The organism is Kluyvera fluvialis, assembly GCF_059725275.1.
Genome location: NZ_AP046142.1, coordinates 129,478 through 143,805, shown reverse-complemented (window position 1 = coordinate 143,805; position 14,328 = coordinate 129,478). Strand labels below are relative to the sequence as shown.

13 protein-coding genes are annotated in these 14,328 nt (G+C 54.7%); 7 read left to right on the top strand and 6 right to left on the bottom strand.

The window, feature by feature from the left end; genetic code table 11:
- Window position 1 precedes the first annotated feature (1 nt).
- From recG to fpr, 3 genes are all read left to right on the top strand, one after another.
- The gene (gene recG / locus AC6I4B_RS00690) at window positions 2-2,083 is read left to right on the top strand and encodes an ATP-dependent DNA helicase RecG (protein ID WP_497768742.1); all 2,082 of its coding nucleotides are present in this window, start codon (window positions 2-4) and stop codon (window positions 2,081-2,083) included.
- Window positions 2,084-2,150: 67 nt separating this feature from the next.
- The gene (gene glpX, locus AC6I4B_RS00685) at window positions 2,151-3,161 is read left to right on the top strand and encodes a class II fructose-bisphosphatase (RefSeq protein ID WP_497768741.1); all 1,011 of its coding nucleotides are present in this window, start codon (window positions 2,151-2,153) and stop codon (window positions 3,159-3,161) included.
- Window positions 3,162-3,256: 95 nt separating this feature from the next.
- Entirely contained in the window at window positions 3,257-4,003 is a 747-nt protein-coding gene (gene fpr, locus AC6I4B_RS00680; protein ID WP_497768739.1) for a ferredoxin--NADP(+) reductase, read from the top strand.
- On the opposite strand, the gene AC6I4B_RS00675 is transcribed toward fpr, so the two are convergent.
- Window positions 3,994-4,425: a DUF805 domain-containing protein gene (locus AC6I4B_RS00675; protein ID WP_497768738.1), complete on the bottom strand. Its 432-nt coding sequence runs from the start codon at window positions 4,423-4,425 to the stop codon at window positions 3,994-3,996. The genes fpr and AC6I4B_RS00675 overlap by 10 nt on opposite strands.
- 110 nt (window positions 4,426-4,535) lie before the next feature.
- Between AC6I4B_RS00675 and AC6I4B_RS00670 the strand changes: the two genes are divergently transcribed.
- Together AC6I4B_RS00670 and tpiA are read left to right on the top strand one after the other, a co-directional pair.
- Window positions 4,536-5,132 carry a DUF1454 family protein gene (locus AC6I4B_RS00670; protein ID WP_497768736.1) on the top strand — a complete coding sequence of 199 codons (597 nt, stop codon included), beginning with the start codon at window positions 4,536-4,538 and terminating at the stop codon, window positions 5,130-5,132.
- 108 nt (window positions 5,133-5,240) lie between these two features.
- Window positions 5,241-6,008 carry a triose-phosphate isomerase gene (tpiA, locus tag AC6I4B_RS00665; RefSeq protein ID WP_497768735.1) on the top strand — a complete coding sequence of 256 codons (768 nt, stop codon included), beginning with the start codon at window positions 5,241-5,243 and terminating at the stop codon, window positions 6,006-6,008.
- 355 nt (window positions 6,009-6,363) lie between these two features.
- Here the strand turns inward: tpiA and AC6I4B_RS00660 are convergent, their stop codons facing one another.
- The 4 genes from AC6I4B_RS00660 to zapB all read right to left on the bottom strand — a co-directional run bounded on the left by AC6I4B_RS00660 (window position 6,364) and on the right by zapB (window position 10,205).
- Window positions 6,364-7,668: an SLC13 family permease gene (locus AC6I4B_RS00660; protein WP_497768733.1), complete on the bottom strand. Its 1,305-nt coding sequence runs from the start codon at window positions 7,666-7,668 to the stop codon at window positions 6,364-6,366.
- Window positions 7,669-7,741: 73 nt separating this feature from the next.
- Entirely contained in the window at window positions 7,742-8,497 is a 756-nt protein-coding gene (locus AC6I4B_RS00655; RefSeq protein ID WP_497768732.1) for a CDP-diacylglycerol diphosphatase, read from the bottom strand.
- A gap of 268 nt (window positions 8,498-8,765) precedes the next feature.
- A complete protein-coding gene (locus tag AC6I4B_RS00650) occupies window positions 8,766-9,755 on the bottom strand; it encodes a sulfate ABC transporter substrate-binding protein (protein ID WP_497768730.1) in 990 nt (329 codons plus the stop codon).
- Between the two features lie 204 nt (window positions 9,756-9,959).
- Window positions 9,960-10,205, bottom strand: a complete 246-nt coding sequence (gene zapB, locus AC6I4B_RS00645; protein ID WP_497768729.1) for a septal ring assembly protein ZapB — start codon at window positions 10,203-10,205, stop codon at window positions 9,960-9,962.
- Window positions 10,206-10,625: 420 nt separating this feature from the next.
- On the opposite strand from zapB, the gene AC6I4B_RS00640 reads away from it, so the two are divergent.
- Window positions 10,626-11,474, top strand: a complete 849-nt coding sequence (locus AC6I4B_RS00640; protein WP_497768727.1) for an MIP/aquaporin family protein — start codon at window positions 10,626-10,628, stop codon at window positions 11,472-11,474.
- A gap of 21 nt (window positions 11,475-11,495) precedes the next feature.
- Window positions 11,496-13,004: a glycerol kinase GlpK gene (gene glpK / locus AC6I4B_RS00635; protein ID WP_497768726.1), complete on the top strand. Its 1,509-nt coding sequence runs from the start codon at window positions 11,496-11,498 to the stop codon at window positions 13,002-13,004.
- A gap of 49 nt (window positions 13,005-13,053) precedes the next feature.
- Here the strand turns inward: glpK and gltS are convergent, their stop codons facing one another.
- The gene (gltS, locus tag AC6I4B_RS00630) at window positions 13,054-14,256 is read right to left on the bottom strand and encodes a sodium/glutamate symporter (protein ID WP_497768724.1); all 1,203 of its coding nucleotides are present in this window, start codon (window positions 14,254-14,256) and stop codon (window positions 13,054-13,056) included.
- Window positions 14,257-14,328: the final 72 nt, after the last annotated feature.

Here is a 14,328-nt window from a genome sequence, read left to right as displayed (position 1 = left end):
CATGCAAAGCCGTCTGCTGGATGCCGTTCCGCTCAATACACTGACCGGCGTCGGTGCCGCACAGAGCAGTCGGTTAGCGAAAATTGGCCTGCATACCGTGCAGGATTTACTCCTGCACTTACCGCTGCGCTACGAAGACAGAACCCACCTCTACCCTATTGGCGAGCTACTCCCCGGCATTTATGCCACCGTGGAGGGAGAAGTCCTGAGCTGTAATGTCACGTTCGGCGGCCGCCGAATGATGACCTGCCAGATAAGCGACGGCTCCGGCATCCTCACCATGCGCTTTTTTAACTTCAACGCGGCGATGAAAAATAGCCTCACCACTGGGCAGCGCGTGCTGGCCTACGGTGAAGCCAAACGCGGGAAGTTCGGCGCAGAGATGATTCACCCAGAATACCGTGTGCAAGGTGACCTGAGCACGCCAGATTTGCAGGAAACGCTCACGCCGGTCTACCCCACGACCGAAGGCATCAAACAGGCAACGCTACGTAAACTGACCGACCAGGCGTTGGATCTTCTCGATACCTGCGCGATTACCGAATTGCTGCCACCGGAGCTGGCGCAGGGGATGATGAGCCTGCCAGAGGCACTGCGCACGTTGCATCGCCCACCGCCAACGCTTCAGCTCGCCGATTTAGAAACCGGTAAACACCCGGCACAGCAGCGTTTGATTCTGGAAGAACTGTTGGCGCATAACCTGAGTATGCTGACGCTGCGCGCAGGCGCGCAGCGTTTTCACGCCCAGCCGCTTAGCGCGGACGATACCCTGAAAAATCAGCTTCTGGCTGCGCTGCCGTTCAAGCCAACGGGCGCTCAAGCACGAGTTACCGCAGAAATCGAACACGATATGGCTCTGGATGTGCCAATGATGCGCCTGGTTCAGGGCGATGTTGGCTCCGGTAAAACGCTGGTTGCCGCCCTCGCCGCACTGCGCGCTATCGCCCACGGCAAGCAGGTTGCGCTAATGGCGCCAACCGAACTGCTCGCCGAGCAACACGCCAACAATTTCCGTAGCTGGTTTGCACCGCTAGGCATTGAAGTGGGCTGGCTTGCCGGTAAGCAGAAAGGCAAGGCACGTCTGGCGCAGCAAGAGGCGATTGCCAGCGGCCAGGTACAGATGATTGTCGGCACACACGCCATTTTCCAGGAGCAGGTGCAATTCAACGGCCTCGCACTGGTTATCATTGATGAACAGCACCGTTTCGGCGTTCACCAGCGCCTGGCGCTGTGGGAAAAGGGCCAGCAGCAGGGCTTTCACCCGCATCAGTTGATTATGACCGCTACCCCTATTCCACGTACGCTGGCAATGACCGCTTACGCTGACCTGGACACCTCGGTCATTGACGAGTTGCCGCCAGGCAGAACGCCGGTCACTACGGTGGCGATTCCAGATACCCGCCGCCACGATATCATCGACCGCGTCCGTAACGCCTGTACGACTGAAGGCCGCCAGGCCTATTGGGTATGTACGCTGATTGAAGAGTCTGACCTGCTGGAAGCGCAGGCCGCAGAAGCCACCTGGGAAGAGCTAAAGCTGGCGTTACCGGAGCTGAATATCGGCCTGGTGCACGGGCGGATGAAACCGGCGGAGAAACAGTCAGTGATGCAGGCCTTTAAGCAGGGCGAACTACATCTCCTGATTGCCACCACGGTGATTGAAGTGGGCGTCGATGTACCGAACGCCAGCCTGATGATTATCGAAAACCCAGAGCGTCTGGGGCTGGCGCAATTACACCAGTTGCGTGGTCGTGTAGGACGTGGCGCAGTGGCCTCGCACTGTGTACTGCTGTACAAATCGCCGTTATCCAAAACCGCGCAAATGCGTTTGCAGGTACTGCGCGACAGCAACGACGGCTTCGTCATTGCCCAAAAAGATCTGGAAATCCGTGGCCCCGGCGAATTACTCGGTACGCGCCAGACCGGCACTGCCGAATTTAAAGTCGCCGACTTAATGCGCGATCAGGCGATGATCCCCGAAGTTCAGCGCCTGGCTCGCCATATTCACGACCGTTATCCACAGCAAGCAAATGCGCTTATTGAACGCTGGATGCCGGAAACCGAGCGTTATTCCAACGCGTAGCGATACCCACAGCCCGCATAGGGTTGTGCTAAACTTCGCGCAATTCTACTTCCTGGACGAGTTTGTAATGAGACGAGAACTGGCTATCGAATTTTCCCGCGTTACCGAAGCGGCTGCGCTGGCAGGCTATAAATGGCTGGGCCGAGGCGATAAAAATACCGCTGACGGCGCGGCGGTAAACGCCATGCGTATTATGCTCAATAAGGTCAACATTGATGGCACTATCGTCATTGGTGAAGGCGAAATTGACGAAGCACCCATGCTCTATATTGGCGAGTCCGTCGGCACAGGAAATGGCGATGCGGTAGATATTGCCGTAGACCCTATCGAAGGAACCCGCATGACGGCGATGGGCCAGGCTAACGCGCTGGCGGTGCTGGCGGTTGGCGACAAAGGCTGCTTCCTTAATGCGCCAGATATGTACATGGAAAAACTGATTGTCGGGCCGGGCGCGAAAGGCGTTATCGACCTCAACAAACCGCTGGAAGAAAACCTGCGCAACGTGGCTGCCGCGCTGAATAAACCGTTCAGCGAGCTGACGGTGACTATTCTGGCTAAACCGCGTCATGATGCGGTTATCGCAGAGCTGCAAAAACTAGGCGTGCGCGTGTTTGCTATTCCTGATGGCGACGTAGCCGCGTCTATCCTGACCTGTATGCCAGACAGCGAAGTTGACGTGCTGTACGGTATTGGCGGCGCACCGGAAGGCGTCGTATCCGCTGCGGTTATCCGTGCGTTGGACGGTGACATGCATGGTCGCCTGCTGGCTCGCCATCACGTCAAAGGCGACAGTGAAGAGAACCGTCGCATCGGCGAAGACGAGCTGGCGCGCTGCCACGAAATGGGCATTGAGGCCGGTAAAGTGCTGACTCTCGACGATATGGCGCGCAGCGATAACGTTATTTTCTCCGCCACCGGCATCACCAAAGGCGACCTGCTGGACGGTATCAGCCGCAAAGGCAATATCGCCACCACCGAGACTCTACTGATTCGCGGTAAATCACGCACCATTCGCCGGATTCAGTCGATTCACTACCTCGACCGTAAAGACGTAGAAATCCAACAGCACATTCTATAAATCATTTGATCAATAGAGCTTTCCAGCCCTTAGGGGCTGGAAATATTCCCTTGTCGCGGTGAAGATAAGTTAACGCGATTGAGAGGAGATACGCCATGGCAGACTGGGTTACGGGCAAAGTTGTAAAAGTGCAAAACTGGACTGATGCGCTGTTTAGCCTGACTGTCCACGCACCGGTTCAACCTTTCACCGCCGGGCAGTTTGCCAAACTGGGCCTGGATATCGACGGCGAGCGCGTCCAGCGCGCCTATTCGTATGTTAATGCCCCCAGCAATCCCGATCTCGAGTTTTATCTGGTCACTGTACCGGACGGCAAGCTTAGCCCACGGCTGGCGGCGCTAAAGCCAGGCGACGAGGTGCAAGTGGTCAGCGAAGCGGCGGGCTTTTTCGTGCTGGATGAAGTCCCGGATTGCGACACTCTATGGATGCTGGCGACCGGTACGGCGATCGGCCCATACTTGTCGATTCTCGAAGAAGGCAAAGATCTCGAACGTTTTAACAATCTGGTGCTGGTTCATGCCGCCCGCTACGCCGCCGATTTGAGCTATCTGCCACAAATGCAGGACTTGCAGGCGCGTTACGCCGGAAAACTGCGGATTCAAACGGTAGTTAGCCGGGAAACCGCGCCAGGGATGTTAACAGGGCGCGTTCCGGCACTGATTGAAAGTGGCGCGTTGGAGGCGGCGGTTGGCCTACCGATAAACGCCGAAACCAGCCATGTAATGCTATGCGGTAACCCGCAAATGGTGCGTGACACCCAACAGCTACTCAAAGAAACCCGGCAGATGACCAAGCATTTACGTCGTCGCCCAGGCCATATGACCGCCGAACACTATTGGTGATTCGCGCCGTATTTCACATCCTGCGTCTCTTTGCCATATTTGTTTTCGCCCTGGGTGCCAACAAATGCGCCCAGGTCAATCAGCATCATGACGATAATCAGCGTGGGGATAAAGCGCCCGACGCCCCACTGCCAAACGCCTGGCAGCATTGACCAATTCCCGGCCAGCAGCATCCACGCCAGCACCATCAACAGCGCCCACAGGCCGGATTTCCCCCGGTCGTGCAGCCGTTTAATCGTTACCGCCGCCGTAGGCCACAGCAGACAAACCAGCATAAACGCCGCCGTTTGCAGATCGACCAGCTCGCGCCCCGCCAGGCCGAATAGTGCCGCCATCGCCACTATCCAGATGCCAATCCAAATCCAGAAATCTCGGCGGCCAATCCGCCCTTTAATGGAAAATAACCATTGCTGTAGAGTCATGCTCGTTCCCTATTCTCGTCGTGCGGCGTAGTTTACCCTGAAGCGGGCACATTTTGACAACCGCGCCAGTTCCCGTTTTAATCGTCATCTGCAAAGAGGAGACGATAAGCATGAAAAAATGGATAACGCTGTGGCTGATTGGGCTCATGACTCTGGGCACCAGTTCGGTCGTGCTGTCGGCGGAAACGTCCACGGCGGTTGCCCCGTATCTGCTATCGGGCGCGCCAGCCTTCGATCTCTCCATCAGCCAGTTTAGGGAAAAATTCAACACCGATAACCCGACGCTGCCACTCGGCGAGTTCCGTTCAATTACCTCAAGCCGTGACCAGATGAATATTACCCGCGCGGCCAGCAAGATTAATGAAAATTTGTACGCCTCCACGGCGCTGGAACGCGGTACGCTGAAAATAAAATCCATTCAGATAACCTGGCTGCCGATTCAAGGCCCTGAACACAAAGCAGCCAGAAGCAAAGCGCAAGAATACATGAGCGCCCTAATGCGGGCAGTTATCCCCACACTCACCAGGCCACAAAGTTTGCAGAAATTGCAAAAGCTACTGACGCAAGGAAAAGGCAAACATTACTTCGCCAGCACCGAAGGCGCGGTGCGCTATGTTGTCGCAGATAATGGCGAAAAAGGGCTGACCTTCGCAGTTGAACCGATTAAGCTGACGTTATCTGAAAATCTTGAAGGGGAGAATAAATGATAAAAAGCAAAGCCTTCACGGCTTTCAATCTCTATACTGATTCACAGACCATGCTGCCCTAATGGGTGGCCATATTCCTTAATTCGCTGACAAGCGTGGAGAATCGAAATGCGACATCCTTTAGTGATGGGTAACTGGAAACTGAACGGCAGCCGCCACATGGTAAACGAGCTGATTGCTAACCTGCGCAAAGAGCTGGCAGGCGTTGCTGGCTGTGGCGTTGCTATCGCGCCACCAGAAATGTACATCGATCAGGCTAAACACGCCGCTGAGGGCAGCCACATCCACCTGGGCGCACAGAACGTTGACCTGAACCTGTCCGGCGCATTCACCGGTGAAACCTCTGCCGCGATGCTGAAAGATGTTGGCGCAACCTACATCATCATCGGCCACTCCGAGCGTCGTACTTACCACAAAGAATCTGACGAGCTGATCGCGAAGAAATTCGCAGTGCTGAAAGAACAGGGTCTGATCCCAGTTCTGTGCATCGGTGAAACCGAAGCAGAAAACGAAGCGGGCAAAACTGAAGAAGTTTGCGCACGTCAGATTGACGCCGTTCTGAAAACTCAGGGCGCTGCGGCTTTCGAAGGCGCGGTTATCGCTTACGAACCAGTATGGGCTATCGGTACTGGCAAATCTGCAACCCCAGCACAGGCTCAGGCTGTTCACAAATTCATCCGTGATCACATCGCTAAAGCTGATGCGAAAGTGGCTGAGCAAGTTATCATCCAGTACGGCGGTTCCGTTAACGCTTCCAACGCTGCTGAGCTGTTCACCCAGCCAGACATCGATGGCGCACTGGTTGGCGGTGCATCCCTGAAAGCTGACGCTTTCGCGGTTATCGTTAAAGCAGCAGAAGCCGCTAAACAGGCTTAATCGCTGTTTTAGCTGCCGGATGGCGGCTTTGCCTTATCCGGCCTACTCAAAGTTGTAGGCCTGATAAGCGTCGCGCCATCAGGCGCATGAATGCCAGATCGACGCAAACATTCATACAACTGTAGGCCTGATAAGCGCAGCGCCATCAGGCGGATGAATGCCGGATCGATGCAAACATTCATACAACTGTAGGCCTGATAAGCGCAGCGCCATCAGGCGGATGAATGCCGGATCGACGCAAACATTCATACAACTGTAGGCCTGATAAGCGCAGCGCCATCAGGCGTATGAACCTGAATGCCGGCTTTGCCTGATCCGGCCTACAGTCCATATGACCGTAGGCTGGATAACGCCCTCACAGTTTCCCTAACACCTGATACCACGCGTAATCTAACGGTAGCAGCACTAAATAGCTCACTACCGCCAGCGCCAGACACAGCAACATCCCCGCCCTTGCAGGCACTTTCCCTAACGCCATCGCCACCACTATCGGCGACGCCTGATACGGCAACAACGGCGTGGAATATCCCAAAACCTGGATCATAATCACGCTCAACAGCGGGAAGCCGGTGGCATCCGAAAAACTTTGAGCAAAGGTGGTGTAAAGCGCCGGAACGCCGTTCGCGGTCATGATGAAGTTCAGCGCGCTAGTCATGCCGGTCAGCGCGAGAAAACTGGTAAACGGAGCGTCTTTATCCAACGGCATAATATGCAGCAACGCGTTGCCAACCACTGCGCCAATACCGGTTTGCGTAACGGTGATAGCCAGGCCGAGAATACCCGCCACGTAGATACAGGTTCGAATATTCACCCCGCTGGCAAACTCCTCACCGCTGATAAACCCGACACGTGGCAGCAGCGTAATCACCGCCGCCACCAGCCCTGTCCACGCAGGCCCAATGCCGTGCCAGCTTTCACTCACCCACAGCACCAGCACTACCGCCAACAGCCACGCCAGACGCTTTTCGTCGCGACTCATTGGCGGCAGAGGCTCCAGCTCACGCGGCGGATGTGGCTTACCAGGAAACAGCCAACAAATCAGCCCGATAAGCAGCATCCCCTTAAGCCAGCCCAGCACCGGTGTATGCAACCACAAGTACGGCAGATAATTGAGGTGAATACCGTAAGCGCCTTCCGCTGCGCCGCTCATAACTAAGTTCGGCACGTTCGCCGGAAGAATGGTCGCGGAAAGCTGGAAAGTCCCAAAGCCAACCGCAAGCGCCAGCCCAAACCAGGCGCGAGTGCCCTCATCAATGCCCGCGCGTTTAGCCATTGCCGCAACAATCGGCATCAGCAGCGCAATACGCCCCATATTTGACGGCATCACAAACGCCAGCGCATAGCTCAGCAGCACAACGCTGCCGACCATCAGCGGCCAGGAGTCAGTTAAACGAGATGAAAGCGCCCGCGCCGCGCGATCGGCCAGACCGGTTTTCCGAATAGCGACCCCGAGCACAAAACCGCTAAATACCAGCCAGAAAGCCGATGACGCAAAGCCGCCGAAAATAACATCTGGCGGGGCGATTTTCGCCGTCATCGCCGCCGCGAAGAACAGCAACGCGGTGACAAATTCCGGCAACAGCGATGTCGCCCACAGCAGGATAGTGACGCCAACAATGATAGAAGGGAGGAACAGAGGGTGAGTGAACCAGAGCGACATACCTGTCTCCTGTCGTTTTTTTCAGCAAGAATACGACGACAGGTTTGACAGGTAAACGCCAGATAAGGTGGGGTTATTGCAGAATGGCGCAGCTATGATCCTGAATCTCTTCCGCTGATGCGCGGTTCTGCGTCGTCAGGTTACGTTCAGTCGCCAGCAATACCAGCGAGCCATCGCTCTGCTGCGCCAGCGCGAGTGCAAAACGCCCCATATGCTCACGCGCTTCCGGCACTTCGTCCGCCAGCATCAGGAACGGACTGCGCTGCGCCAGTTCATTTTCTGTGACCCGACGCGCCAAATATTCATGCTCCATCAGCCCGCCCGGTAGCGGAAGCCAACGGCTGCCCACCGACTCTGAATTATTATCCAACTGCGCCCGAACATCCTGGCGCAGGCAGGAAATATGGATGTGCATATGGTCTTGCGAACGCCCAGTTCGGGAATTAATTGTCAGCGAGATGGCGCTATCCGGCACTTGCGATCCGCGTTTATCGCTCATGATGGTACGCCGTTGCCACGCCTGCCAGAAAAAGTTCGGCGTCAGTGATTCAAGCAACAACGGGCTTTCCGTGCCGTTAATGCGATAGGTTGGCATCAACAAATACTGTAGCGGGCCATGACGGTCTTTAAATAACACGTATCTGTCTTTCAGGTTAACATCGGCGCAGGGTGCAGGGTTCTGATGCTGTTGCTGGTTGGGCACACACTGTTGCAGCACTAACTTACGCAGCGCATCCCGGTTGTCAGAAGACAGCCAATACCAGCCACCGAGGCCCGCCGCGATCACCAATAACAGCAGCATAACCAGCAGATATTTAAATCTTGTCATTTCACTTCTCCATATCATACCGAGGAGGAAGATTTGCTTACCTTTGATAAACAAGAATATCTCCTGGCACAACTGCATATAATACGTGTTTTTTATTCGTACAGTTTTCGTACTATGCAGTCATCTACCCTACGCGTCTCTCCGTAGAACACCTGTATTCGTTTTTTGCCGCTGCCAGGCCATCATTTATGGGGTCTAGTTCATTTGGTTGGGGGGTTTCTATAGGCAAGAAAACGCCCGACGAATTTGCCGGGCGTAGAGGGGGAGATTAACGCTTACTGATCTGGTCGAACGTACCGCCGTTAGAGAAATGCTCTTTCTGTGCTTTCGTCCAGCCACCGAATTCCTCATCGATGGTAAACAGTTTCAGTTTCGGGAACTCGCTTTCGTATTTTTTCGCCACCTGCGGATCGCGTGGGCGGTAATAGTTCTTCGCTGCGATCTCCTGGCCTTCCGGCGAGTACAGATATTTCAGGTACGCTTCCGCCACCGCTGTTGTGCCTTTTTTCTCTGCCACTTTATCGACGACAGAGACAGTTGGCTCCGCAAGAATAGACTCACCTGGCGTCACAATTTCAAATTTGTCTTTACCCAGTTCATTGGTCGCCAACAGCGCTTCGTTTTCCCAGGCGATCAGCACATCGCCAATGCCGCGCTCCACAAAGGTATTGGTTGAACCACGTGCGCCAGAGTCCAGCACTTCTACGTTCTTATACAGCGCTTTCACGAAATCCTGCGCTTTGGCTTGATCGTTATTGTTGTGGTGCAGCGCGTAACCCCAGGCCGCCAGGTAGTTCCAGCGTGCACCACCAGAGCTTTTCGGGTTCGGGGTAATAACCGACACGCCCGGTTTAATCAGGTCGTTCCAGTCGTGGATCTGTTTCGGGTTGCCTTTACGCACCAGGAACACAATGGTGGAGGTGTATGGGGCTGAGTTATCCGGCAGGCGTTTGATCCAGTTTTTATCAATGCGCCCACGCTCAGCGATAGCGTCGACGTCATAAGCCAGCGCCAGGGTAACGACATCCGCATCAATCCCGTTGATAACGGAAGTCGCCTGTTTACCGGAGCCACCGTGAGACTGACGGATAACCACGTTATCACCGGTTTCTTTTTTCCAGTGCGCGCTAAATGCTTTGTTGTACTGCTCGTACAGTTCACGCGTCGGGTCATAAGACACGTTAAGCAACTGAATATCTTTAGCCAGTACGCTGCTGGAAACCAGCAAAAGAGTTAACCCTACGCCCCACTTATTCATCGCCCGCTCTCTTATCTGTTGTGTTGTCGTGAGGCTAGCCTGCCAGAAACAGAACCGATGATTAAAGAATAAAAAAAGATTGATTATGCAGTTTTGAAATATAAAGGCGGGCGCAATGCGCGTTTGCTCGAAATCACTCAACGGGGGAACGACGGAGGGAAAAGCATCCCCAGGCCATGTAACATTGCCTGGGGAGAGATGGAATTAAACTTCTTCCATGCGGCCCAGCAGCGCTTGCAGACGATCCTGCCAGCCACTCTGTTGCTCTTTCAGCTGGTTGTTTTCACGCTCCAGCTGTTCACGGCTCTGCTGTGCAGACTGAACATCCTGCGTCAGCGTGTTGTTCTTTTCTTTCAGCTCTTCGATTTCCATCTGCAACAGCGTGATGGTATCAATCGCCTGCTGAACTTTCGCTTCCAGTTTCTCAAACACTTCTAATGACATTGTCATAACCTCTCCTGATCTTGCAAGGCGTTGATATCGTCCCGGAACCCCGGCGACGCCTTATCGTAAATAAGCGCACGGCTTGCAGTCGATTGTATGGAGCGCCGCCTTCCCTGTCCAGCGCCAGAGCCTGTAGATTGCGGTTGTCCGCAATTTTCAGCCTAGACCTGGAGTATTAGCGGTTGTTTCCCATAAATTGTTAACAACCTGGCAAATAGAATCGCATTGTTGATGTTTTTTTCGTTCCATAAACGGACATTATTTGGCGCGAAATCGCTCATTTTTTGACGTGGCACACACATTTTAATTTCGATATTTCTCGTTTACGCTCGTTAACGATAAATTAACACTATGCCTACATGGCAACATGCGCGTCATGAATGCGTATGAACACAATAATCATCAATTTGCCTTCAGGATCCGTTTATGAGCCAAACATCAACCTTAAAAGGCCAGTGCATTGCAGAGTTTCTCGGTACCGGGTTGCTGATCTTTTTCGGCGTGGGATGTGTTGCGGCACTAAAAGTCGCGGGCGCAAGCTTCGGCCAATGGGAAATCAGTATCATCTGGGGCCTGGGCGTGGCGATGGCCATCTACCTCACCGCAGGGGTTTCCGGCGCACACCTTAACCCGGCGGTCACCATCGCACTGTGGCTGTTCGCCTGTTTCGACGGGCGTAAAGTCGTCCCGTTCATCGTTGCTCAATTTGCTGGTGCATTCTGCGCTGCCGCACTGGTCTATGGGCTTTACTACAACCTCTTTATTGATTTCGAACATTCGCACAATATGGTGCGTGGTAGCGTCGAAAGCCTTGAACTGGCTGGAATTTTTTCCACTTATCCAAATCCACATATCAATTTTGTGCAGGCCTTCGCGGTAGAAATGGTCATTACCGCTATCCTGATGGGCGTTATTCTGGCGCTGACTGACGATGGCAACGGTATTCCGCGTGGGCCGCTGGCGCCACTACTGATTGGCCTGCTGATTGCGGTTATCGGCGCATCGATGGGCCCGCTGACTGGGTTTGCGATGAACCCAGCGCGTGATATCGGCCCGAAAGCCTTCGCCTGGGTTGCAGGTTGGGGCGACGTTGCCTTTACCGGCGGCAAAGATATCCCGTATTTTGTCGTACCGCTGTTTGCGCCTATCGTCGGCGCTGCGCTGGGCGCTTTCAGCTATCGCAAGCTGATTGGCCGTCATCTGCCCTGCGACACCTGCGAGGTTGAAGAGCCAAAAGCGGCCTCCAGCCAGAATCAACACAATGCTTCGCTGTAATCTGACTACGGAACGTTCATTATGACTGACAAAAAATATATCGTTGCGCTCGACCAGGGCACTACCAGTTCCCGTGCTGTCGTGATGGATCATGACGCCAATATCGTCAGCGTCTCACAGCGCGAATTTGAACAAATTTATCCGAAGCCAGGTTGGGTTGAGCATGACCCAATGGAAATCTGGGCTTCGCAAAGTTCTACGCTCGTGGAAGTGCTGGCAAAAGCCGACATCAACTCTGACGAAATCGCCGCAATTGGGATCACCAACCAGCGTGAAACCACCGTGGTATGGGAGCGCGAAACCGGCAAACCCATTTACAACGCCATTGTTTGGCAGTGCCGCCGCACGGCGGATATCTGCGAACAACTGAAGCGCGATGGCATGGAAGAGTACGTGCGCAAAACAACCGGCCTGGTGGTTGACCCGTACTTCTCAGGTACCAAAGTGAAATGGATCCTCGACCACGTCGAAGGCTCCCGCGAGCGTGCGAAACGCGGCGAACTGCTGTTTGGTACTGTTGATACCTGGCTTATCTGGAAAATGACTCAGGGACGCGTACACGTCACCGACTACACCAACGCCTCGCGCACCATGCTGTTCAACATCAACACCCTGGACTGGGACGACAAAATGTTGGATGCGCTGGATATCCCACGCGCCATGCTGCCGGATGTGCGCAAGTCTTCTGAAGTGTACGGCCAGACCAATATTGGCGGGAAAGGCGGTACGCGCATTCCTATCGCCGGGATTGCCGGTGACCAGCAAGCGGCGCTGTTCGGCCAACTGTGCGTAAAAGAAGGGATGGCGAAAAACACCTACGGCACTGGCTGCTTTATGTTGATGAACACCGGTGAAAAAGCGGTGGCCTCCAGCCACGGCCTGCTGACCACCATCGCCTGCGGCCCGCGCGGCGAGGTGAACTATGCGCTGGAAGGCGCGGTGTTTATGGCGGGCGCATCCATTCAATGGCTGCGCGACGAAATGAAGCTGATTAGCGATGCCTTAGATTCCGAATATTTCGCCACCAAAGTTAAAGACACCAACGGTGTGTACGTTGTCCCAGCCTTTACCGGCCTCGGCGCACCATACTGGGATCCGTATGCGCGCGGCGCGATTTTCGGCCTGACCCGTGGCGTGAACTCCAACCACATCATCCGCGCAACGCTGGAATCTATCGCTTACCAGACGCGCGACGTGCTGGAAGCCATGCAGGCTGACTCCGGCATTCGTCTGCACGCCCTACGCGTAGACGGCGGCGCGGTGGCCAATAACTTCCTGATGCAGTTCCAGTCCGACATTCTGGGCACTCGCGTTGAGCGCCCGGAAGTGCGTGAAGTGACGGCGCTGGGCGCGGCTTATCTGGCGGGTCTGGCCGTCGGCTTCTGGCAGAACCTTGATGAGTTGCAGGAAAAAGCGGTGATTGAACGTGAATTCCGCCCTGGCATCGAAACCACCGAGCGCAACTTCCGCTACAGCGGCTGGAAGAAAGCAGTGAAACGCGCGTTAGCGTGGGAAGATCACGAAGAGTAAGACGTCCGCAGGTAAAAAAATGCCGGAGTTTATCTCCGGCATTTTTGTCTTAACCAAATATCGGCAGCATTAAATACAGCTTAATCACCAATGCGTTAACGATGTCGATAAAGAACGCGCCAACCATCGGCACAACTAAAAATGCGGTATGTGAAGGGCCAAAACGCTCGGTAATTGCCTGCATATTGGCAATCGCCGTTGGCGTTGCGCCTAAGCCAAAACCACAATGCCCCGCCGCCAGCACCGCCGCATCGTAGTTTTTGCCCATCAAACGATAGGTGACGAAAATAGCGTACAGCCCCATCGCCACGGTTTGCACCGCCAGAATCACAATCATCGGCAGGGCGAGATCCGCCAGTTCCCACAATTTAAGGCTCATCAGCGCCATGGCCAGGAACAGCGACAAACTCACGTTCCCCAGCACCGACACCGCGCGGTCGAACACTCGGTAAAAGCCCATCAGCGCCAGGCCATTACTGAGGATAACCCCGACAAACAGCACGCAGACAAACGTTGGCAACTCCAGCGCCGTGCCCGCCAACAGTTGCGCAATCACCTTCCCTAACGTCAGGCAAATCGCAATTAAGGCAATGGATTCAATTAATACCAGCGAGGTGATAGTCCGCCCCACGTCCGGCTTTTCGAACGCGGTCGGCACTTCCTGGTCGTCCGGCGTGCCGTTCGGCGACGACGAATGCTTCACCAGATAACGCGCCACCGGGCCGCCAATCAAGCCGCCCAATACCAGGCCGAACGTCGCACAAGCCATTGCCACTTCGGTGGCGTTGGTAAAACCATAGCGTTCGATAAACAGCTTACTCCACGCCGCGCCAGTGCCGTGACCGCCCGACAGGGTAATCGACCCCGCCAGCAGGCCCATCAGCGGATCAAGCCCCAGCAGTTTCGCCATGCCGATGCCTAGCGCGTTTTGCAGCAGCAGCAACCCTACCACCACAATCAGGAATGTCCCCACCACTTTACCGCCCGCGCGCAGGCTGGCGATGTTCGCGTTAAGGCCGATGGTGGCAAAGAACGCCAACATGAGTGGGTCCTTCAGGCTCATATCAAAATCGATTTCCCAGCCCATGCTTTTTTTAAGCACCAGTAGCGCCAGCGCAACCAGCAGGCCACCCGCGACGGGTTCAGGAATGGTGTATTTTTTCAGGAAGGCGACGCTCTGGACCAGCTTTCGTCCCAGCAGCAACACCAGCGTTGCAGCAACGAGCGTCGATAAGGTATCGAGATGAAACATAATTACAGCTCCTTATTAAACGCATGATCCATTCATACGCGACAAATTTCCCATGTCGTAATGGCCTCATCA